This is a genomic window from Solicola agrisoli, from assembly GCF_049059935.1.
In the GTDB taxonomy this organism is placed as follows: domain Bacteria; phylum Actinomycetota; class Actinomycetes; order Propionibacteriales; family Nocardioidaceae; genus JAURVT01.
On record NZ_JBMGQR010000007.1, the window covers coordinates 15,665 to 37,344 of the forward strand.

Genomic DNA, 21,680 nt, shown 5'->3' on the forward strand with positions numbered 1-21,680 from the left:
TCACCGGGGGCACGCCGCTCTCAGCCGGCGTAGAAACCGTCGAGGGTGTCCTTGTAGTTCGCCTCGACGACGCGGCGCTTGACCTTGAGGCTGGGCGTGATCTCGCCGGACTCCACCGAGAGGTCGTGGGTGAGGATCTCGAACTTCTTGACCTGCTCCCAGCGGTTCAGCTTGGCGTTCAGCTCGGCGACGTAGCCCTCGATCACCTCGCGCATCGCGCTGGAGGTCACGACGGTCTCGTAGTCGACGCCCTCCTGGCCGTTGCGCGAGGCCCAGTCGGCGACGGCGTCGGCGTCGAGCGTGATGAGCGCGCTGACGAAGTTGCGGTCGTTGCCGTGGATGATCATCTGGCTCGCCAGCGGGCAGACGCCCTTGAAGATGCCCTCGACGTGCGACGGCGCGACGTACTTGCCGTTGGACGTCTTGAACAGGTCCTTCTTGCGGTCGGTGATCTTCAGGAAGCCGTCGGCGTCGATCTCGCCGATGTCGCCGGTGGCGAGCCAGCCGTCACCGACAAGCGCCTGCTCGGACTCCTCGTCGAGGCCGTGGTAGCCCTGCATGACCCCCGGGCCGCGCAGCAGGATCTCGCCGTCCTCGGCGATCCTGGCCTCGGTGCCCTCCATGGGCAGGCCGACGGTGCCGAACTTGTAGTTGTCGGGGTGGTTGACGAACGACCCGGCCGAGGTCTCGGTGAGCCCGTAGCCCTCGAGGATGAGGATGCCGGCGGCGTGGAACCAGCGGGCGACGTCACCGGACAGCGCGGCCGAGCCGGAGATGAAGAACCGGACCCGTCCGCCGAAGCGGTCGCGCACCTTGGCGAAGACGAGCTTGTCGGCCAGGCCGTGCTGCACCTTGAGCGGCAGCGGGACGGACTCGCCGGCCAGCCGGCGGCGGGAGACCTCGCCACCGACCTTGACGGCCCAGTCGAAGATCTTGGCCTTCGGGCCGCCCTCGCCCTGCGCGGTGGCGACGATGCGGCCGTAGGCCTTCTCGAAGATGCGGGGCGCGGCGCCCATGAAGGTGGGCTTCACGACGGCGAGGTTCTCGACGATCTTGTCGACGCGGCCGTCGATGGCGGCGGGGAAGCCGATCTGCAGCTGCGTGGTGAGCAGCACCTTGCCGAACGAGTGGGCCATCGGCAGCCAGCGGTACTCGAGGTCGTCGATGGACATGAACCCGCCGGCGGCGACGGCGGCGCCCTCGTAGGTCCAGCTGTCCTGGGCGATCCGCACGCCCTTGGGACGGCCGGTGGTGCCCGAGGTGTAGATCAGGGTGGCCAGGGAGTCCGGACGGGTGCCCGCGACGCGCTCGGAGACGACGTCGGGGTTCGCGGCGAGGTGGTCGGCGCCCTGGGCGAGCACGGAGTCGAGCGTGACGACCCAGCCGTCCCCGGGCTCGACGACGCCGTCGATGAGGATCACCTTGACGACCGAGCCGAGGTCGTCACGGCGCTCGCGCAGCTTGGCGACCTGGGTGTCGTCCTCGGCGAACACGACGCGGCTCTCGGAGTCGGCCAGGATGTAGGCGACGTCGTCGGCGACCGAGGTCGGGTAGACCGTGGTGGTGGCGGCGCCCGCGGCGTTGATCGCGAGGTCGGCCAGGATCCACTCCCAGCGCGTGCCCGAGGCGATGGCCACCCGCTGCTCGGGCTCGACGCCCAGCGCCACCAGTCCGGCGGCGAGCTCGCTGACGCTCTGGCCGGCCTGGCCCCAGGTGATGGACGTCCAGCCCTCGCCGTCGGGGTAGCGGAACGCCTCGCGTCCGGGCATGTCCTCGACCCGGGCGTAGAACATCTCGGCGACGTTGCGCGCGCGGGAGTGGATCAGCGAGGGGTCGGGGCTGGCGGGGGCCGTGGTCGTCATGACGGCGGTACCTCACGTCGTAGCAGGGGTGTGACCGGAAGTGGTGAGGGTCACGTTAGTGGACGAAGGCTACCGGGCGGTAAGGGTGACGTCACCCGAAGCGCTCAGACGACGTGGGCGTAGCGCTCCCGCGTGCTCGCCGTCCATCGGATGACGGGCAGGAGCGCGAACCCGAGCAGCGCCAGCAGCACGCCGAGGACCACCCAGCCGGGGGCGCCGAGGCCCACCGGCAGCAGGACGATGACGGTGGGCGCGAGCATGGCCGCCAGCGAGAAGCCGGTGCTCGCCATCCCCTGGTACTGCCCCTGCGCGTGGTCCGAGGCCATCTCCTGGCTGAGGTAGAAGTGCGCCGCGGCCTGCATCAGCTCGCCGAGGACGTGCATCAGCGCGGCGACGACCAGGAGCACCACCGCGAGGCCGACCGATCGTCCGCCGGCGGCGGCGAAGGCCAGGCAGGCGACCAGCAGCGCGATGCCCGAGAGGCTGACGGTGCGCGCGGCCGTCGTCACCGAGGTGACGCGCGTGCTCGCCCCCACCTGGAAGAGCACCACCACGACGGTGTTGACGATGAAGAGCACCGAGACCAGGACGCGCGGCGCGTCGGTCTGCTCGGTGACCCACAGGGGCATGCCGACGTCGAGGATCGCGTACTGGACGGCCATCGCCGACATGAGCAGCGTCATCAGGACGTACGGGCGGTCGCGGAAGACCGTGGTGATGCCCACCGCGCGCTCGCGCGGCACCGGGGGGACGTGCGGGTAGCGGCGGGTGATCCAGGCGGCGCCGAGGCAGCTGGCGGCATTGCCGAGCAGCACCGCGACGTAGGCCTCGCGGGTGTCGAGGTGCAGCGCGACACCGGCCACGCCGCCGCCGACCGCGAGGCCGACGTTGGTGACCGAGCGCAGGTACGCGCGCGTCCGGACGCGGTCGTGACCCTTGACGCTGCTGGCGATCAGGCCGGCACGCACGGCCGCCGACCCCCGGTCGAGCACCAGCGCCACCGACATCGCCACGACGAAGGCCCACCACGTCGTGGCCACCACCAGCACGCCGAACGCCAGGCCGGCGAGCGCGAGCAGCCAGATGAGCAGCTCGCGGCCGCCGCGCCGGTCGGCGAGGTGGCCCAGCGGGATGCCGGCCAGCAGGCCGAACAGGCCCGCGATGGTCAGCCCCACGCCGACCGACGTCGCGGACAGGCCGACGATCCGCGTGAAGTACAGGACGCTCGCGACCATGAACATGCCGCTGCCGGTGGTGTAGACCAGCGTCGCGGCGGCCATCGTCCGCGCCTCGGGCAGCTCGGGCAGCAGCCGCCGCCAGGATGGTCCGCTCCCCCGAGCGTCGGCCATCAGGGCCGGCTGGCGAGGTAGCGGCGGGCGTTCGCGTGGCCCTCGGGGTCGGCGCGCTCCTCCTCGAGCAGGCGGGGCAGCAGGTGGCGCTCGCCGGTGACGGCGCGGAACATCAGCCCCACCGTCACGTCGTGATGTCGCTGCTCGACCACCTGCACGTCGTCCCCCGCCCTCGGCTCACCGGTCTCGACGACCCGCAGGTATGCCCCGGGACGTCCCCTCTGCGTGAATCGTCGTACCCACTGTGGCTCGCCGGTAAACCCCGCGAAGACCGAGCAGGGCATCCGCACCGACGCCACCTCGAGCACCGCGGTGCCGATCCGCCACCGCTCGCCGATCCGTGCCTGGGTCACGTCGACGCCACGGGTGGTGAGGTTCTCCCCGAACGTGCCCGGCGTGAGGGGGCGTCCGAGCTCGTCGGCCCAGTCGTCGAGGTCCTCGCCGGCGAAGGCGTACACCGCCTTGACCACCCCGCCGTGGTGTCGGCGGTCGGCCTGCTCGTCACCCTCGAGCCCGAGCGGCCCGACGCGGACGGGACCACCGACCGGTCGCTTGTCGATCGCGCTGCGTCGCAGGGTGCCCCACGGCACGTCCTGCGCCGCCGCGACGTTGACCGACGCGACGTGCGGGGTGGTCGTCCCGCTCACGCGGCGGCGGTCACTTCTTGCCCGACTTCTCGCCGCCGTCCGTGGTGGACAGCGCGGCGATGAACGCCTCCTGGGGGACCTCGACGCGGCCGACCATCTTCATCCGCTTCTTGCCCTCCTTCTGCTTCTCGAGCAGCTTGCGCTTGCGGGTGATGTCGCCGCCGTAGCACTTGGCGAGGACGTCCTTGCGGATCGCGCGGATGTTCTCGCGGGCGATGATCCGGGCGCCGACGGCGGCCTGGATCGGCACCTCGAACTGCTGGCGCGGGATCAGCTCCTTGAGCTTCTGGGCCAGCGAGACGCCGTACGCGTAGGAGCTGTCGCGGTGGACGATTGCGCTGAACGCGTCGACGTTCTCGCCCTGGAGCTTGATGTCGACCTTGACGAGGTCGGCGGCCTGGTCGCCCGAGGGGTCGTAGTCGAGCGAGGCGTAGCCCTTGGTGCGGCTCTTGAGCGCGTCGAAGAAGTCGAGGACGATCTCGGCCAGCGGCAGCGTGTAGCGGATCTCGACGCGGTCGGCGGACAGGTAGTCCATCCCCTGAAGCATGCCGCGGCGCTGCTGGCACAGCTCCATGATCTGGCCGATGTAGTCGCTCGGGCTCAGCAGCGTGGCCTTGACGATCGGCTCGAAGACGCTGTCGATCTTGCCCTCGGGGAACTCGCTGGGGTTGGTGACGGTGTGCTCGGTGCCGTCCTCCATCACCACCCGGTAGACGACGTTGGGGGCGGTCGAGATCAGGTCGAGGTTGAACTCGCGCTCGAGCCGCTCGCGGACGATCTCCATGTGGAGCAGGCCGAGGAAGCCGATGCGGAAGCCGAAGCCCAGGGCGCCGGAGCTCTCGGGCTCGTACTGCAGCGCGGCGTCGTTGAGCTGCAGCTTGTCGAGGGCGTCACGCAGCGTCGGGTAGTCGTCGCCGTCCATCGGGTAGAGCCCGGCGAACACCATCGGGTTGGGGTTGCGGTAGCCGCCCAGCGGCTCCTCGGCGCCGTGCACCGCCGAGGTCACGGTGTCGCCGACGCGCGACTGCCGGACCTCCTTGACGCCCGTGATCAGGTAACCGACCTCGCCGGCGCCGATCTGCTTGGCCTTGGTGGGCTCGGGCGAGATGACGCCGACCTCGAGCATCTCGTGCACCGCGCCGGTGGACATCATCTTGATCTTGTCGCGGTGGGTCAGGGAGCCGTCGAAGACGCGGACGTAGGTGACGACGCCGCGGTAGGTGTCGTAGACCGAGTCGAAGATCAGCGCGCGCGCCGGTCCGTCGGGGTCGCCCTTGGGCCCGGGGATCTGGTCGACGATCGCGTCGAGGAGGTCCTCGACGCCCACGCCGGTCTTGGCCGACACGCGCAGGACGTCCGACGGCTCGCAGCCGATGATGCCCGCGAGCTCCTCGGCGTACTTCTCGACCTGCGCGCCGGGGAGGTCGATCTTGTTGAGCACCGGGATGATGTGCAGGTCGGCGTCGAGCGCCAGGTAGAGGTTGGCCAGCGTCTGGGCCTCGATGCCCTGCGCGGCGTCGACGAGCAGCACCGCTCCCTCGCACGCCTCCAGGCTGCGGCTCACCTCGTAGGTGAAGTCGACGTGGCCGGGGGTGTCGATCAGGTTCAGCACGTACGTCGTGCCGGCGTCGGGGCCGGTAGTGCGCGTGAACGGCAGGCGGACGGCCTGGCTCTTGATCGTGATGCCGCGCTCGCGCTCGATGTCCATCCGGTCGAGGTACTGCGCCCGCATCGCACGGCCGTCGACGACGCCGGTGTGCTGCAGCATCCGGTCGGCGAGCGTGGACTTGCCGTGGTCGATGTGGGCGATGATGCAGAAGTTGCGGATGATCGCGGGGTCGGTGGACCCGACTTCGGGCGCGGCAGGGGTCTTGACCATGGTGCTCCCCATCCTCCCATGCGTCCCCGAGCCCCGACGACGCTCGCCCGACCCGGGCACCGACGGATGGATGACGGGACCTCGGCGGGTGGGACGATTTGGGGCCCGGCGGGCGTCCTTGGTAGTGTGAGCGGTCGCGCCTCCGGTGGAGGCGACCCACCCGTACTAGATCGAGAACGACGAGGCCTGCACCCGTGGCGAACATCAAGTCGCAGATCAAGCGCAACCGACAGAGCGAGCTCGCGCGCGAGCGCAACAAGTCGGTCCGCTCGGCGCTCAAGACCGCCGCGCGTCGTTTCGACGAGGCCGTCGCTGCCGGCAACGCCGAGGACGCCGAGAAGCACGGCCGCGAGGCCCGTCGCAAGCTCGACCAGGCCGCCTCGTCCGGCGTGATCCACAAGAACCAGGCGGCCAACAAGAAGTCGGCCATCGCCAAGAAGGCCGCCTCGCTCTGACCCGTCGGCGTCGCTGCGTCGACGCCCGCGCACCACGGCACCGCTCCCCCGGGGGCGGTGCCGTCGTCATGTCCTGACGCTCACACCGACCCCACAGCCGTGCCCCAGCCGACGCACCGGCCGGCCCGCCAGAGTCTCTCCCAGACCACCTCGACGCACCCAGGAGAGACGATGAACGAGCAGCCCGACACCACCACCCCCTCCGGCACCCCGCAGCACCCTGGACGCACCCGGATCGGGGCGGCCGCAGCCGCCGCGGTCCTGCTGCTGGGCGGGTTCGTCGGCGGCTACGTCGTCAACGGCGCCACCGGCAGCGCCGCGGCGAGCACCAGCGCGCAGGCCGGGCAGGGCGGCCCGGGCGGGTCGGGCGGCGGCCCCGGTGGATCGGGCTCCATGACGTCGGGCACCATCACCGCCGTCGACGGCGACACGGTCACGCTCGAGACCACCGACGGCAGCACGGTCACGGTGACCACCGACTCCGACACCACCGTCACCACCTCGACCGAGGGCACCGTGTCCGACCTGGCCGCGGGCGACACCGTCCAGGTGCAGGGCGAGGAGTCGGACGGCTCGGTGACCGCCACGAGCATCAGCGAGGGCACCGGCGCCATGGGCGGTGGCACGCCCCCGGGCCAGGGCTCGTCGAGCTAGGTCGCGCGGTCAGCCGCGGCAGTCGATCACGGTGAGCACCATCTGCTCGAGCGCGTGGTCGGGGTCGCCTGCGCCGCCCTTGACGGCGAGGTCGGCGTGGGCGACGGCGGTGATCGCGGCGGCGAGGCCGTCGGCGTCCCAGCCGCGCAGCTGACGGCCGAGCACCTTGAGCCGGAACGGCGGGGTGCCGACCTCTCGGGCGAGGTCGGCCTCGCGGAGCCCGCGGTCGCGTGCGGCCCCGTACCGGGCGAGGGAGCGCAGACCCGAGGCGAACGCGCTGGTGACGAGCACCGACGCGACGTTGTTGGAGATCGCCCACCGCAGCTGCTCGAGGGCCTCGGCCCGCTTGCCCTCGACGGCGAGGTCGGCGATGTCGAAGCCCTTGACCTCGGCCCGGCCGCCGAAGTACTGCCGGACCAGCTCGATGCCCAGCCGGCCGCGCTTGCCGTCGACGTCGGTGGCGGCCGCCACGAGCTGGTCGGCGGCACCGGCGAGGGCGCGCAGGTCCTGCCCGACGGCGGAGACCAGGTGCCCGGCCGCCTCCTCGGTGATGGAGCCGCCCAGCTGCCGGACCTCGGCGACCACCCACCCGGTGAGCTCCCACGGCTTCGGGCCGCCGGTCCTGACCTCGGTGACGGCGGCGCACTTGCGCAGCTTGTCGAGCAGCCCCTTGCCCTTGTTGCCGCCGCCGTGCGACAGCACGCACGCGACGTCGGGCGAGGGGTTGCCGGCGAACTCGAGCAGCTCGTCGTGGCTCGCGGCCGGGAGGTCCTCGAGCTCGCGCACGACGACGCCGCTGGTGTCGGAGAACAGCGAGGGGCTCGTCAGGGCGGTGAGCTCGCCCGGCGTCATCGACGACGCCACGACCTCGGCGACGTCGGCCTGGGCCGCCTCGGCGGCGATGCCGTCGATGGCGGCCTTGACCGCCCGCTCGGACAGGAACTCCTGCCCGCCGGTCACCAGCAGGACGCGTCCGAACACCGATCGAGTGGCCATCGCGGCACATCGTGCCACGCCCCACCGTCAGCCGACGACGCCGCGCACCTCCCCGTCGTCGAGCACCACCGCGACGTCGCCGTGGAGGTCGGTGCGCAGGTCGGTCATGCCCAGCCGGTGCAGGAGCCGCAGGGTCTTCGGGGCCGGGTGCCCGTAGGTGTTGTCCTCGCCGGCGCTCACCGTGGCGAGCCGCGCGCCGGTGGCCTCGAAGAACCGGCGGTCCTGGCGGGAGCTGCCGTGGTGCGGCACCTTGAGCACGTCGGCCCGGAACGCCGACGCGGGGTGCTCGCGCAGCAGGGTGGCCTGCGCGGCGGGCTCGATGTCGCCGGTGAGCAGGATCCGCACGCCACGCACGCGGACCAGCAGCACCAGGCTCGCGTCGTTGGCGGCGCCGCCCTCCCCCGCGGCGCTGACCGGCGTGGTCGACGACGGGCCGAGCACCTCCCAGCTGACGTCGCCCACCGCGCCGCGGGACCCGTCCGCGACGCGTCGGCTCGGCACGCCCGGCAGCGCGGGACCGCCCGAGGGGCCGACGCCCACGACCCCGACCGGACGGCCGCGCGCCACCCCGTCGAGACCGTCGACGTGGTCGGCGTGCCCGTGCGTCAGCAGCACGGCCGCCACCTGCTCGACGCCGAGACGGTCCAGGCAGCGGTCGACGTCACGCGGTTCGGGCCCGGCGTCGACGACCACGGCGGTGCCGCCGCCGGCGTCGAGCACCGTCGCGTCGCCCTGGCCGACGTCGCAGGCCACCATGACCCACCCGTCCGGTGGCCAGCCGACCGACACCGGGCGCAGCAGCACCACCGTCACGGCGCCGACGAGGAGCACGACGAGCCAGCGGCGGCGGAGCAGCGGCCGCGCGCAGACCGCGACCAGCACGCAGCCGAGCGTCAGGGCCACGAGCACCGCGGCGCCGTCGCCCGACTCCACCGAGGCCCCCGGCAGGGCGGCGCAGCGGCGCCCGACCTGGCAGATCCACCCGGCGGGCAGGCTCGTCAGCAGGCCGACCAGGCGGCCGGCCGGGGACGACACGAGGTCGACGAGCCCGCCGAGGAGACCGAGCACCGTGGCCGGCCCCACGGCGGGTGCGGCGAGGAGGTTGGCCGCGACCGCGACGACGGACACCTGGCCGGAGACGGCCGCGACGACGGGCGTGCAGGCCAGCTGTGCCGCCATGGGCACCGCCAGCGCCTCGGCCGCGAACCGCGGCATCCATCGCGAGAGCGCGTCGCGCCAGGGCGGCGCGAGCACGAGGATGCCCGCGGTGGCGCTGACCGACAGCACGAACCCGGCCGTCCGGGCCAACCAGGGGTCGACCAGGAGCAGCAGCACCACGGCCCACGCCAGGGCGCGCATGCCGCGGCGACGTCCGCCGGAGCCGAGCCCGGCCAGCGCGACCAGGCCCATCGCCGCGGCACGGACGACGCTCGGCTCCGGGCGCGCGAGCAGCACGAACCCCACCGTGCCGAGCAGGCCCACCATCACCTGCAGCCGCGGCGGCAGCCGGCACCACCGCGCGACGACCAGCAGGAAGCCGACGACGAGCGTCAGGTTGGTCCCCGACACGGCGAGCAGGTGGGTCAGGCCGCTGGTGCGGAAGTCGTCGGCGAGGTCGTCGGGGAGCCCGGAGTCGTCACCGTGGACCAGCGCCGGGACGAGGCCGGAGACGTCCGCACCGCGTCCCTGCACCGAGGCGGTCACCCCGTCGCGCAGGTGCTGCGCGCCGTCCCACCACCAGGCCGGGTCGGCCACGGGCGTCGGGCGGCCCGTGGCGTCGAGGTCGGCCGACGCCGCGCTGTCGTCGGACGGGCCGACGCGCACGCGTGCGTCCACCTGCGCGCCGACCTCGAGACCGCGCCAGTGCTCGTCGGCCCAGACGACGACGGGCGCGCGGACGTCGACGACCGAGCCGCGGGTCGCGATGCGACGCACGCTCGCCTCGAGCACGACGAGCTCGCCGTGGGGTGAGCGCACGTCCCGCGGGTCGGAGGTCACCTGGAGCCGCACCGTCGCGACGGCCCGCTGCTCGGCCGCGTCGACGACCGGCCCGGCGCCGATGGTCGCGACCCGTGCCGCACCCACCAGCAGCACGCCGGCGCCCACGACGACCGCCATCGCGGCCACCCGGTGACCTCGGCTCACCAGGCGGGTCGCGAGCAGGACGAGCACGACCGCGGAGGCGACGCTCGTCCGAGGCGGCAGCGACACCACCGTGAGGGCAGCCATCCAGCACGCGACGGCGGGCACCACCATCCGGTGGTCGGGACGGACGACGCGGCGGACGGGCGGGGGTGCCGGTCGGACCGCCGCGCTCACACGCCCACGAGGTCGCGCAGGTCGGCCATCCTGGCGTCGCCGATGCCGCGCACCTCGAGCAGCTCGTCGACGCTGGTGAAGCGTCCGATGCTCGCTCGGTGGTCGAGGATCGCCTGCGCGGTCACGGGCCCCACGCCGGGCAGCGTGTCGAGCTGCTCGAGCGTGGCGGTGTTGAGGTTGACCTTGCCCGCCGGGGCCGCGCCAGATCCGGCCGTGCCGTCGGTGGGCGACCCCGAGGGCGCAGGGGCCGCGGCCACCGCGGGGAGGCCGACGACGACCTGCTCGCCGTCCGCCAGCACCCGAGCCAGGTTGACCGAGCTCAGGTCGGTGCCTCCGGGCGCTCCCCCGGCGGCCTCGAGGGCGTCGGCGACGCGGGAGCCGGCGGGCAGCGTGACGATGCCGGGCCTGCGGACCTTGCCGGTGACGTCGACGACCACCTGGCCCGACGCGGTCGCGCCCGTCGACGCCGGATCGGGTGCGGGTGCGTCGGTGGGGGCCGATCCGAGGACGTCCGCGGCGTCGGCGTCGTCCGGTGCCCCGGTGGACGCGCCGACGGGCCGCACCTCGCCCGGGCGGGACGCGTCCACCCACCAGGCGGTCAACCCGAGCGCGAGCAGCACCACGACGAGGGCCACCACCACGTGCTGCACCCGGACCGGACGGTCGCCGACCAACGCCTGCCGCGCCAGGTGGAGGCGGTCGCGCGGCGCGAGGGACGCACCAGGCGGGTCGACGTGACGGTGCCGGCCGACCAGCACCGGCCCCCGCGCGTCGACGGGCGGGAGCACCGACGTCCGGGGCGCGTCCGGCGGCGGGCGGTCCTCTCCCGGCCCCTCGTCCGGCAGACCCAGCTGCGCACCGAGCGCCTCGAGCCGCCGGCGGGCGAGGTCGCTCGGCGGGTCGGGGTGGCGGCGTCGGGAGAGGTCCACGCCGCGACGCTAGGTCGGTCCGTCGCCCCTCCGCACCCACCGTCGACGGATCTGTGGACAACCCCGCCGCGGCCGACCGCCGGTGGACGCGGAGCGGGCCGAACCACCGACCGAGGCACGGCGGGCGCGGCGTCCCGCCTGCACCACCCGTCCCACTCGGCACGGAGATCTGTCCCGGCACCCGGGAAGACCTCCGGGTGCGGGGACGGTTTCCCAGGTATACCTGGGAAACCGCAGCGCGGTCAGGGGGCGGGGCGGCCCGACACGGTGACGGCGAGCATGCCGGGGCCGACGTGGGCGCCGATGACGGCGCCGACCTCGCTGACGGCGACCTCGTCCAGGCCGAGGCGCTCGGCGAGGTGGTCGGCGACCTCCGCGGCGCGGCGACGGTCGGCCAGGTGCTGGACGGCGAGGTCCACCTCGTGCTCGCAGGCCGTGGCGGCCTCGACGGCGAGGTCCTCCAGGCGCGCCAGCGCCCGCTGCGCGGTGCGCACCTTCTCCAGCGGCACGATCGCTCCGTCGCGGAGCCCGAGCAGCGGCTTGACCGCGAGCGCCGAGCCGACCAGGGCGGCGGCCGCGCCGATCCTGCCGCCGCGACGCAGGTGCTCGAGGGTGTCGACGTAGAGGAACGCCGACGACGCACGTCCACGCGCGCCGGCCGCCGCGGCCATCTCCTCGGCCGTGCCGCCCGCGTCGCGGACGTCGGCCGCGGTGAGGGTCGCGAACGCCGTGCCCATGCCGACCTGGCGGCTGTCGACGGCGTGCACCGGCACCCGCGCGTCGCGGGCGGCGAGCACGGCGGAGTCGAACGTCCCCGACACCTCGGCGCTCAGGTGCACCGAGACGATCGCGGCGAACCCCTCGTCGGCCAGCGACGCGTAGAGCCGCGAGAACGCCTCGGGAGTCGCCCGCGAGGTGTTGACGGGCGTGCCCGCGCGGAGGGCTGCGGCGATCTCGTCGGCGTCGACGTCGACGTCCTCGGTGCGGACCTCGCGTCCGATCACCACCTGCAGCGGCACGACGACGACGTCACGACGCGCGGCCACCGACGCCGGCAGCGACGAGGTCGAGTCGGTCACGATCGCCGTGCGGGACGCCATGGGCGCAGGCTAGGCCATGCCTCTGCCGTGGGTGACGTCCTGGTGCGCCAGGCGGCGCAGCGCGAGGATCAGCGGCTCGTGCAGCACGGTGCCGAGCACCGCCGCCTCGACCGACGGCTCCCCTGCCGCGTCCTCGACCGCCGCCACCTCGTCCTCGGCCAGACCCCTGACGTGCGCGGCGTAGGATCGCAGGCGGTCGCCGTCGAGCGGGATCCCGGCCTCCTCCAGCCCCGCGAGCGCGCGCTCGAGCTGGGCGGTCGCGGGGTAGGCGGGGTCGAAGACCTGGCCGAGCGACTCCAGCGCCGCCCGCGCCCGCGGCAGCCCGGGGTCGTCCGGCGCACCGTGCGGCGGCAGGGCCCCGAGCGCCCGGCCGAGCGCCTCGTACCGGTCGGCGTCGGTGTCCTCGACGGCGTCGACCACCCGACGCACCTGGGCGAGCGACAGCCCCGCGACCTGCACGAGCACCCGGACCAGGCGCAGGCGGTGCAGGTGCGTCTCGTCGTAGGTCGCCTGGGTGGGCCCGCTCGCCACGCCCGCGGGCAGCAGGCCCTCGCGCAGGTAGAACTTGACGGTCGCGCGGGGCACGCCCGAGCGCTCGACCAGCTCGGACATCCGCACGAGCGACTCCTTCCGACGTCCTCTTGACGATTGGAGAGTATCACTGTCCAATATGGATACCTTCACTGTCCAAACCACCGAGGAGCCGACATGACCCCGAGTGACAGCCTCTCCGCCGGCATCGTCCTGCTCACCGTCGTGGCCATCGAGTCCGGCGGCGTCCTCCTGCTGCGCATCGCCACCGGCGGCACGCGGGTCAACGAGCTGCAGCGCACCTTCTTCCGTGCCGGCCACGCCCATGCCGGCATGTTCGTCACGCTGGGCCTGGTCGTCCTGCTCCTGGTGAACGTCGCCGACGTCGCCTCGCCGTGGCGCGATCTCGGACCGACGCTCGTGCTGTCGGCGGCGATCGTGATGCCGGCCGGGTTCTTCCTCTCGGTCATCGGCCGCGACCCGCAGGCACCCAACCGTCTGCGGCTCCTCCTGCCGGCGGGCGGCGTCGTCCTGGCGGTCGGGCTCGTGGTCTCGGCGGTCGGCCTGATCGGTGCCGGGGTGGCCGCCTAGGAGCCTGGCCCCTGTCGGTGGCGGCCCCTACGGTGTGGACATGGTCCAGGTCGCGCTCTTCCACTCCGTCCTCGGCGTCCGCACCGGGGTCCTCGACGCAGCCAGCCGGCTGCGCGACGCCGGTCACGAGGTGCTCGTGGTCGACCAGTACGACGGGCGGGTGTTCGACGACTACGAGGTCGCGTCCGCGCACGCCGGCAGTGTCGGGTTCCCCGCCCTCATGCAGGTCGCGCTCGACGCCGTCGCCGACCTCGACGACGGGTTCGTCGCCATCGGCTTCTCCAACGGCGGCGGCATGGCCGAGCACGTCGCGCTCCACCGGGCCGTCGCCGGCGTCGTGATGCTCTCGGGCACCCTGCCGCTCGAGCTGCTCGGCGCCGAGGCGTGGCCGTCCGGCGTGCCGGCGCAGATCCACTACGCCGTCGACGACCCGTTCCGCCAGCAGGCGTGGGCCGACTCCGTCGCGACGTCCGTGCGCGCCGCCGGCGCCGAGCTCGAGGTCTTCGACTACCCCGGTGCCGGGCACCTGTTCACCGACGAGACCCTCCCGGACGAGCACGACCCCGAGGCCGCCGAGCTGCTCTTCGAGCGGGTCCTCGACTTCTGCGCGCGCCGCGTCTGAGCCGCGCTCAGCCCAGCACCCGCACGAGGTGCTCCTCGAGTCGCGCGGCCGAGATCTCGTCCGGTACCCCGACGCCGGAGTCGCGCCACGGCGCGGTGACCTTCGACGGGTCGGGCAGGTGGCCGACGACGTCCATCACGTCCCAGTACCGACGACCGTGCGCGCCACCGTCGGCGCGCAGCAGGTCGTAGGCTCGCGCGAGGGCGTCCGCGACGTCCGGGCCGTGGAGCATTGCCAGGTAGGTGCGGGCGTGCGCCACGTCCAGGTCGGCCGGGCCCCAGGACGTCTCCACCCAGTCCACGACGCCGCTCACCTCGCCGCCCTGCCAGAGCACGTTGCCGAGGTGGAGGTCGCGGTGCAGGAACACCCCGGGGGCGGCAGGCGGCTCGTCCTCGAGCACCGCGAACGCCGAACGCCAGGCATCGGGACGTCCCGCCCACGTCGGCACCACCTGCTTCTGCTCGCCCGCCCACGACTGGTAGGCGCGCGGACGCTCCGGCGGCACGACCGCGTGGACGTCGGCGAGGAGCCGGGCCAGGCGGTCCACGAGGTCGGCGTCGTCGCGTCGCAGCTCCAGCGCACCCGGCAGCCGGGTCATCAGGTGCGACGGGACGCCGGTGCGGAGGCCGTCGGCGTCGAGCGCCAGGCTCGCCGGCGCCGGCACGGACGTCGTCGCCAGCACTCCCTGCACCCACGACTCACGCGCCAGCAGCGCCGACGCATGGGTGCGCCACGGCTCGCGGGTCATCTGCCGCAGCACCACGTCGGTGCCGTCCTGGCACGCGATCGCGAGCATCGTGGACGTCCACCCGCCGACGAGCGGGTCGACGGAGGCCACGGGGCTCCCGGTGGCCTCCTCGACGAACGCCCGCGCGGCCGGCGACAGCATGCTCAGACGACGATGTTGACCAGCTTGGGCGCGCGGACGATGACCTTGCGCACGGGCTGGCCGTCCACGAACCGCTGCACGTTCTCGTCGGCCAGGGCGAGTCGCTCCAGCTCGGCGTCGTCGACGTCGGGTGCGACCTCCAGCTTGGCGCGCACCTTGCCCTTGACCTGCACCACGCAGGTGACGGTGTCGTCGACGAGCAGCGTGTCGTCCACCTGCGGCCACGCCACCTGCGACACCGACGGCTCCTGGCCCAGCGCGGCCCACATCTCCTCGGCCACGAACGGCGCGAACAGGCTCAGCAGCACCGCGACGGTCTCGGTGGCCTCGCGGACGGCGGGGTCGGACGGCCCGGCGCCGGTGTCGATCGCCTTGCGCGTGGCGTTCACCAGCTCCATCACGCGCGCCACGACGACGTTGAAGCGGTGCGAGTCGAGCAGGCCCACGGCGTCGTGCACGGTGCGGTGCGTGACGCGGCGCAGCGCGACGTCACCGCTCGAGGGGTCGGCGCCCACCTCGCTCGCGACGTCCTGCGACAGGCGCCACGCGCGCTGCAGGAACCGCAGCGACCCCGCCGGCGACACGTCGGCCCAGTCGATGTCGTCCTCGGGCGGGCCCGCGAACACGATCGTCAGGCGCACCGCGTCGACGCCGAACTCGTCGATCTGCTGGCCGAGGTCGACACCGTTGCCCAGCGACTTGCTCATCGCCTTGCCCTCGTTGATCACCTGGCCCTGGTTCATCAGGGCGGTGAAGGGCTCCTCGAAGTCCACCATGCCGAGGTCGTGCAGCACCTTGGTGAAGAAGCGGCTGTACAGCAGGTGCAGGATCGCGTGCTCGACGCCGCCGACGTACTGGGCGGCCGGCATCCACCGGCGCACGGCCTCGGGGTCGAACGGGCCGTCGGTGTAGTCCGGCGAGCAGTAGCGCAGGTAGTACCAGGACGAGTCGACGAAGGTGTCCATCGTGTCGGTGTCGCGGCGCGCCGGTCCCCCGCAGGACGGGCAGGTGGTCTCGACCCAGTCGGTGGCCGCGGCCAGCGGCGAGGTGCCCTTGGGCGCCAGGTCGGCGCCGCGCAGGTCGGGCAGGCGGACGGGCAGCTGGTCGTCGGGGACGGCCACCTCGCCGCACGACTCGCAGTGCACGATCGGGATCGGGCAGCCCCAGTAGCGCTGCCGGCTCAGCAGCCAGTCGCGCAGCCGGAAGTTGACGGTGCGCTCCCCCGAGCCCTCGGCGGCCAGGTGGTCGACGACCCGGGCGATGCCCTCGGCCTTGGTCGAGACGCCGTCCAGGATGGGCGAGTCGACGTACGCGCCGTCGCCCGCGGTCGCGACGCCGCTCGTGGCGGGGTCGTCCTCGCCGGGCACGTCGATGACGGTCCGCACCGGCAGGTCGAAGGCGCGGGCGAAGTCGAGGTCGCGCTGGTCGTGCGCGGGCACGGCCATGACGGCGCCGGTGCCGTAGTCGGCCAGGACGTAGTCCGCCGCCCAGACCGGCATCTTCTCGCCGGTCAAAGGGTTGATGGCGTGCACGCCCAGGAACACGCCCGACTTGGGACGGTCGGTGGCCTGCCGCTCGATGTCGGTGGCGCGGCGCGTCTGCTCCAGGTAGGCCTCGAACGCCTCGCGCTGCTCGGGCGCGCACAGCTCGGTGGCCAGCCTGGCGTCGGGCGCGACGACGAAGAACGTCGCTCCGTACAGGGTGTCGGGACGGGTGGTGAAGACCGAGATCGGCTCGTGGCCCTCGATCTCGAAGCGGACGTGCGCGCCCTCGGAGCGACCGATCCAGTTGCGCTGCATCGCGATGACGCGGTCGGGCCAGTCCAGGCCCTCCATGTCGTCGAGCAGGCGCTGGGCGTAGTCGGTGATCTTGAAGTACCACTGGGTCAGGTCGCGCTTGGTGACCACCGACCCGCAGCGCTCGCACAGGCCCTGCACGACCTGCTCGTTGGCCAGCACGGTCTGGTCCTTGGGGCACCAGTTCACCGGTGACGACTTGCGGTAGGCCAGGCCGCGCTCGTGGAAGCGCAGGAACAGCCACTGCGTCCAGCGGTAGTACTCCGGGTCGGACGTGTGCAGGCGACGCGTCCAGTCGAAGCTCAGGCCGTAGCGCCGGATCGACTCGGCCTGGGTCTCGATGTTGGCGTAGGTGTACGTCGCCGGGTTCTCGTCGCGCTTGATCGCGGCGTTCTCGGCGGGCAGGCCGAAGGAGTCCCAGCCGATGGGGTTCAGCACGTTGTAGCCGCGCAGGCGCCAGTAGCGCGCGAGCACGTCGTGCAGCGCGAACACCTCGCCGTGGCCCATGTGCAGGTCGCCCGACGGGTACGGGAACATCGTCAGGGCGTAGCGGCGCTCACGCGTCTGGTCGGCGTCGTCGGCGTCGTAGGGACGCAGGTCGTCCCAGACCCGGCGCCACCGGTCCTGCACCTCGACGACGTCGTACGTGGCCTGCTGGTCGGCGTTCACTGATCTCCCTTGATCTGCACGGTCTGCACCGTCCTGTCCTGTCCCGGGCACAAAAAAGCCCCTCGGTCAGAGGGGCGGCCGCACTGTCGTGGAGATCAGTGCGGCTGAGGAAGGAGCAGGGTGCGCATGGGGCGATGCTAGCGCACCGCCGCCTCACTCCCCCCGGCGCTTCGCCTGCTCCTCGGCCTCGAAGTCGTCGGGCACGACCACCGGACGCAGGCGCGCCCAGGTGATGAAGAGCGCCGCGACGACGACCATGCCGAGGCCGCCCCACAGGTTGATGTTGAGCCCGTCGCCGCGGGCGAGCTCGGCGTCGGTGGCGTTGAACAGGCCGAGCAGCACCAGGATGACGCCGTAGGTGCCGAGCAGCGCGCCGATGATCGAGCGGATGTCGAACGCGCCGGCTGTCTTCTTCTTCTCGTCGGGCATGTGCGGGCTCCTCGGCTCAGCGGAAGACGATGTTGAGGACGATGATGATGACCAGTCCGACGCCGGCCAGCTTGGTCGGCGACTGGTACCAGGGCAGCAGGTGCGCGTCGGGGTCCTGCAGCGACTCCTTCGGCGTCAACGAGTACACCAGCCCGTTCAGCTCCGACTCCACCCTGGGCCGCGTCACGAGGCTGACCACGACGCTCACCACGATGTCGACGACGAACGCGGCGGCCGCGGCGACGAAGCTCGCGCCCTGCCCGCTCAGCGAGATCGCGCCCGTGCTCAGCGGACCCAGCGTCCCCTCGGCGAGCACCGCCACGAGGACGGCGGCCGCCGTGCCGGAGACGAGCCCGACCCAGCCGGCCGTGGCCGTCATCCGCTTCCAGAACATGCCGAGGATGAAGGTGGCGAACAGGGGCGCGTTGAAGAAGCCGAACAGCGTCTGCAGGTAGTCCATCAGGTTGCTGTAGCCGGAGGCGAAGATCGCGGTGCCGATGGCGATGATCGTCGCCGCGACGGTCGCGAGGCGTCCGACCAGCGTGTAGTACGCGTCGGGCTTGTCCTTGACGACGTACTGCTGCCACAGGTCGTAGCTGAAGACGGTGTTGAACGCCGAGATGTTGGCCGCCATGCCGGCCATGAACGAGGCGAGCAGGCCCGCGATCGCGACGCCGAGCATGCCGTTGGGCAGCAGGTCGCGCATCAGCAGCAGGATCGCGTCGTTGTAGGTCACGCCGGTGTCGTCGCCCGCCTTCAGCCCCTGCATCTCGGGGATGACGATCGCGGCGATGATGCCGGGGATGACGACGATGAACGGGATGAACATCTTGGGGAAGGCGCCGATGATCGGCGAGCGGCGCGCCGCCGACATCGAGTCCGAGGCCATCGCGCGCTGCACCTCGACGAAGTTGGTCGTCCAGTAGCCGAAGCTGAGCACGAACCCCAGGCCGAAGATCAGGCCGATCACCGACAGCAGCGGGTTGTCGATGCCGGTGAGGTCGGTGGCGGGCCAGGCCGACAGCTGCTCGGGTCCGGGCTGGACCCGCTCGGTGATGCCGTTCCAGCCGCCCACCTTGTGCAGGGCGATGATCGTCAGCGGCGTCAGGGCCGCGACGATGACGAAGAACTGCAGCACCTCGTTGTAGATCGCGGCCGAAAGCCCGCCCAGCGCGGTGTAGCTGAGCACGATCGCCGCGGCGACCACCAGCGACACCCACAGCGGCCAGCCGAGCAGCCGGTTCACGATGGACGCGAGCAGGTACAGGTTGATGCCGGCGATCAGCAGCTGGGCGATCGCGAAGCTCAGCGCGTTGACGAGGTGCGCGCCGGTGCCGAACCGGCGGCGCATGAACTCCGGCACCGAGCGCACGCCCGAGCCGTAGTAGAAGGGCATCATCACGACGCCGAGGAACAGCATCGCCGGGACGGCGCCGATCCAGAAGTAGTGCATGGTCGCCATGCCGTACTGGGCGCCGTTGGCCGACATGCCCATGATCTCGACGGCGCCGAGGTTGGCCGAGATGAACGCCAGGCCCGTCACCCATGCCGGCAGCGAGCGGCCCGACAGGAAGAAGTCGATGCTCGACGACACCTGACGGCGTGCGACCAGGCCGATGCCGACCACGAACACGAAGTACAGGGCGATGATGACGTAGTCGAAGACGTTCGCGTTCAGCTGGAACGTGTCGCCGGCCGCAGCCAGGGTCATGCGGTTTCTCCTCGGGCTTCGTGACCATTTGTTGCGCGGAGCAACGGGGACGTTACACCTGGTCCGTACCGGTCGGTAAGGGGCACCGGCGCCCCGCGTCGACCGGCGGCGGTTGGGCCGTCCCGGCAGACTTGATCCATGAGCCGCCCCGCACGACTCGACCGCCGCCAGCTGTTCTCCCTGCTCGCCGTCGCGGCCGTCGCGGGGTGCTCGAGCGGCGGCGGTGACGGCCCGCAGGGCACCGATCCCTCCGACCGCGCCACGACCACCTCCCCGAGCCCCTCGACCGACGTCGGCGCCACCGCGACCGGTCCGGCCGACCCGCAGGTCGCGGGCACCGTCGCCACCGGCATGACCACCCCGTGGGGCCTGGCGTTCCTCGCCTCGGGCGACGCCCTCGTCTCCGAGCGCGACACCGGCCGGATCGTCCGCGTGACGCCCGAGGGCGGGAAGACGCCCGTCGGCACGGTCGACGGCGTCACCGACGACACGAGCGAGGGCGGTCTCCTGGGCATCGTGCTGTCGCCCGACCAGTCCGAGCTCTACGCCTACTACACCGCCGCCGACGACAACCGCGTCGTGCGCATGAGCCTGTCGGGCGACTCGCTGGGCAGCCCCACGGACGTCATCACCGGCATCCCGCGCAACTCGTTCCACAACGGCGGGCGCCTGCGCTTCGGCCCCGACGGCCAGCTGTACGTCAGCACGGGTGACGCCGGCGCCGAGGGCGACGCCCAGGACCGCGACGCGCTGGCCGGCAAGATCCTGCGCCTGACGCCCGGCGGGGAGCCGTCCGAGGGCAACCCGTTCGACAACGAGGTCTTCTCCTGGGGGCACCGCAACGTCCAGGGCCTGGCGTTCGACGACGCCGGCCGCCTGTGGGCCTCGGAGTTCGGCAACCAGCGCCGCGACGAGCTGAACCTCGTCGAGGCGGGCCGGAACTACGGCTGGCCCGAGGTCGAGGGACGCGCCGACGACGACCGCTTCGTCAACCCCAAGGCCACCTGGGCCACCGACGACTGCTCGCCCTCGGGCATCGCGATCGCCAGGAGCACGGTGCTGGTGGCGGGCCTGAAGGGCCGGAGCCTCTACGCGGTGCCGGTCGACGGCACCGACGCCGCGGAGCCGCAGCGCCTGTTCGAGGGCGAGTACGGCCGCCTGCGCACGATCGAGCCGGCGCCCGACGGGTCGCTGTGGCTGACCACGAGCAACACCGACGGCCGCGCCGACCCCGGGCCCGACGACGACCGGATCCTTCGCATCACCGTCTGACCTCGTCGCTAGGCTCGCCCGCATGACCTGGCTCGTGACCGGCGCTGCCGGCTACATCGGTTCCCACGTCGTCGCGGCCTTCACCGCGGCGGGCACGTCCGTCGTCGCGCTCGACTCGCTCGCCAGCGGTCACCGCGACTTCGTGCCCGACGACGTCCCGTTCCACGAGCTCGACGTGCTCGACGCCGCGGGCGTCGAGGGCGTGCTGCGCGAGCACGACGTCGTGGGCGTCGTCCACCTCGCGGGGTTCAAGTACGCGGGCGTCTCGGTGCAGCGTCCGCTGCACACCTACGAGCAGAACGTGACGGGAACCGCGCGGCTGCTCGAGGCGATGGCCGCCGCCGACGTCGAGAACATCGTCTTCTCGTCCTCGGCGGCCACCTTCGGCACGCCCGACGTCGACCTCGTCACCGAGACCACCCCCACCTCGCCGGAGTCGCCCTACGGCGAGAGCAAGCTGATCGGCGAGTGGCTGCTGGCCGACCAGGGCCGCGCCACCGGCCTGCGGCACACGAGCCTGCGGTACTTCAACGTCGTCGGCTCGGGCTCGCCCCACCTGTACGACTCCAGCCCGCACAACCTGTTCCCGCTCGTCCTCGAGGCCGTGGCCCAGGGACGCACGCCGCGCATCAACGGCGACGACTACGCCACCCCCGACGGCACCTGCGTCCGCGACTACGTCCACGTCGCCGACCTCGCGACGTCCCACGTCGCCGCAGCACGGGCGCTGGCCGACGGCCGCACGCTCGAGCCGGTCTACAACCTCGGCAGCGGCGACGGCGTGTCGGTGCGCGAGATCATGTCCGCGGTGGCGCGGGTGACGGGCGTCGACTTCGAGCCCGAGATCGGCCCCCGTCGTCCGGGCGACCCCGACCGCATCGTCGCCAGCGGCGAGCTCGCCGCGCGCGACCTCGACTGGCAGATGCGCCACACGCTCGACGACATGGTCCGCAGCGCCTGGGAGTCCGCGCCGCGCTGAC

Annotated in this window: 19 protein-coding genes; 6 read left to right on the forward strand and 13 right to left on the reverse strand. The window is 72.7% G+C overall.

Features of this window, described 5'->3' with window-relative positions:
* Window positions 1-20: 20 nt before the first annotated feature.
* From ACI6PP_RS04220 to lepA, 4 genes are all read right to left on the reverse strand, one after another.
* Complete coding sequence (locus ACI6PP_RS04220; RefSeq protein WP_421109384.1) at window positions 21-1,862, reverse strand: AMP-dependent synthetase/ligase; 1,842 nt, start codon at window positions 1,860-1,862, stop codon at window positions 21-23.
* 104 nt (window positions 1,863-1,966) lie between these two features.
* Entirely contained in the window at window positions 1,967-3,211 is a 1,245-nt protein-coding gene (locus ACI6PP_RS04225; RefSeq protein WP_421109386.1) for an MFS transporter, read from the reverse strand.
* Window positions 3,211-3,858: an MOSC domain-containing protein gene (locus ACI6PP_RS04230; RefSeq protein ID WP_421109388.1), complete on the reverse strand. Its 648-nt coding sequence runs from the start codon at window positions 3,856-3,858 to the stop codon at window positions 3,211-3,213. The genes ACI6PP_RS04225 and ACI6PP_RS04230 overlap by 1 nt, the downstream gene beginning before the upstream one ends.
* Window positions 3,859-3,868: 10 nt before the next feature.
* Complete coding sequence (gene lepA, locus ACI6PP_RS04235; RefSeq protein WP_421109390.1) at window positions 3,869-5,737, reverse strand: translation elongation factor 4; 1,869 nt, start codon at window positions 5,735-5,737, stop codon at window positions 3,869-3,871.
* Window positions 5,738-5,931: 194 nt separating this feature from the next.
* Between lepA and rpsT the strand changes: the two genes are divergently transcribed.
* Both rpsT and ACI6PP_RS04245 read left to right on the forward strand, forming a co-directional pair.
* Complete coding sequence (gene rpsT / locus ACI6PP_RS04240) at window positions 5,932-6,192, forward strand: 30S ribosomal protein S20 (protein ID WP_421109391.1); 261 nt, start codon at window positions 5,932-5,934, stop codon at window positions 6,190-6,192.
* Between the two features lie 171 nt (window positions 6,193-6,363).
* Window positions 6,364-6,846, forward strand: coding sequence for a DUF5666 domain-containing protein (locus tag ACI6PP_RS04245; RefSeq protein ID WP_421109393.1), 483 nt, complete (start codon window positions 6,364-6,366; stop codon window positions 6,844-6,846).
* A 9-nt stretch (window positions 6,847-6,855) separates the two neighbouring features.
* On the opposite strand, the gene holA is transcribed toward ACI6PP_RS04245, so the two are convergent.
* The 5 genes from holA to ACI6PP_RS04270 all read right to left on the reverse strand — a co-directional run bounded on the left by holA (window position 6,856) and on the right by ACI6PP_RS04270 (window position 12,802).
* Window positions 6,856-7,842: a DNA polymerase III subunit delta gene (gene holA, locus ACI6PP_RS04250; protein ID WP_421109395.1), complete on the reverse strand. Its 987-nt coding sequence runs from the start codon at window positions 7,840-7,842 to the stop codon at window positions 6,856-6,858.
* Window positions 7,843-7,869: 27 nt separating this feature from the next.
* Window positions 7,870-10,161: a ComEC/Rec2 family competence protein gene (locus ACI6PP_RS04255; RefSeq protein WP_421109397.1), complete on the reverse strand. Its 2,292-nt coding sequence runs from the start codon at window positions 10,159-10,161 to the stop codon at window positions 7,870-7,872.
* Window positions 10,158-11,090: a ComEA family DNA-binding protein gene (locus ACI6PP_RS04260; protein ID WP_421109399.1), complete on the reverse strand. Its 933-nt coding sequence runs from the start codon at window positions 11,088-11,090 to the stop codon at window positions 10,158-10,160. Before ACI6PP_RS04260 ends, ACI6PP_RS04255 begins: the two co-directional genes overlap by 4 nt.
* Before the next feature lie 242 nt (window positions 11,091-11,332).
* Window positions 11,333-12,190: a DegV family protein gene (locus tag ACI6PP_RS04265; RefSeq protein WP_421109401.1), complete on the reverse strand. Its 858-nt coding sequence runs from the start codon at window positions 12,188-12,190 to the stop codon at window positions 11,333-11,335.
* Between the two features lie 9 nt (window positions 12,191-12,199).
* On the reverse strand, window positions 12,200-12,802 hold the full coding sequence (locus ACI6PP_RS04270; RefSeq protein WP_421109518.1) for a MerR family transcriptional regulator: 603 nt from the start codon (window positions 12,800-12,802) through the stop codon (window positions 12,200-12,202).
* Between the two features lie 96 nt (window positions 12,803-12,898).
* On the opposite strand from ACI6PP_RS04270, the gene ACI6PP_RS04275 reads away from it, so the two are divergent.
* Both ACI6PP_RS04275 and ACI6PP_RS04280 read left to right on the forward strand, forming a co-directional pair.
* The gene (locus ACI6PP_RS04275; RefSeq protein WP_421109403.1) at window positions 12,899-13,312 is read left to right on the forward strand and encodes a hypothetical protein; all 414 of its coding nucleotides are present in this window, start codon (window positions 12,899-12,901) and stop codon (window positions 13,310-13,312) included.
* A 40-nt stretch (window positions 13,313-13,352) separates the two neighbouring features.
* On the forward strand, window positions 13,353-13,934 hold the full coding sequence (locus ACI6PP_RS04280; protein WP_421109404.1) for a dienelactone hydrolase family protein: 582 nt from the start codon (window positions 13,353-13,355) through the stop codon (window positions 13,932-13,934).
* Between the two features lie 7 nt (window positions 13,935-13,941).
* Here the strand turns inward: ACI6PP_RS04280 and ACI6PP_RS04285 are convergent, their stop codons facing one another.
* The 4 genes from ACI6PP_RS04285 to ACI6PP_RS04300 all read right to left on the reverse strand — a co-directional run bounded on the left by ACI6PP_RS04285 (window position 13,942) and on the right by ACI6PP_RS04300 (window position 19,428).
* Entirely contained in the window at window positions 13,942-14,823 is an 882-nt protein-coding gene (locus ACI6PP_RS04285) for a phosphotransferase family protein (RefSeq protein ID WP_421109406.1), read from the reverse strand.
* 2 nt (window positions 14,824-14,825) lie between these two features.
* A complete protein-coding gene (leuS, locus tag ACI6PP_RS04290) occupies window positions 14,826-17,288 on the reverse strand; it encodes a leucine--tRNA ligase (RefSeq protein WP_421109408.1) in 2,463 nt (820 codons plus the stop codon).
* 153 nt (window positions 17,289-17,441) lie between these two features.
* Window positions 17,442-17,717 carry a hypothetical protein gene (locus ACI6PP_RS04295; RefSeq protein ID WP_421109409.1) on the reverse strand — a complete coding sequence of 92 codons (276 nt, stop codon included), beginning with the start codon at window positions 17,715-17,717 and terminating at the stop codon, window positions 17,442-17,444.
* Window positions 17,718-17,733: 16 nt separating this feature from the next.
* Window positions 17,734-19,428 carry a sodium:solute symporter family protein gene (locus tag ACI6PP_RS04300; protein WP_421109411.1) on the reverse strand — a complete coding sequence of 565 codons (1,695 nt, stop codon included), beginning with the start codon at window positions 19,426-19,428 and terminating at the stop codon, window positions 17,734-17,736.
* A 138-nt stretch (window positions 19,429-19,566) separates the two neighbouring features.
* Between ACI6PP_RS04300 and ACI6PP_RS04305 the strand changes: the two genes are divergently transcribed.
* Together ACI6PP_RS04305 and galE are read left to right on the forward strand one after the other, a co-directional pair.
* The gene (locus ACI6PP_RS04305; protein ID WP_421109413.1) at window positions 19,567-20,700 is read left to right on the forward strand and encodes a PQQ-dependent sugar dehydrogenase; all 1,134 of its coding nucleotides are present in this window, start codon (window positions 19,567-19,569) and stop codon (window positions 20,698-20,700) included.
* 22 nt (window positions 20,701-20,722) lie between these two features.
* The gene (gene galE, locus ACI6PP_RS04310) at window positions 20,723-21,679 is read left to right on the forward strand and encodes a UDP-glucose 4-epimerase GalE (protein ID WP_421109415.1); all 957 of its coding nucleotides are present in this window, start codon (window positions 20,723-20,725) and stop codon (window positions 21,677-21,679) included.
* Window position 21,680 lies beyond the last annotated feature (1 nt).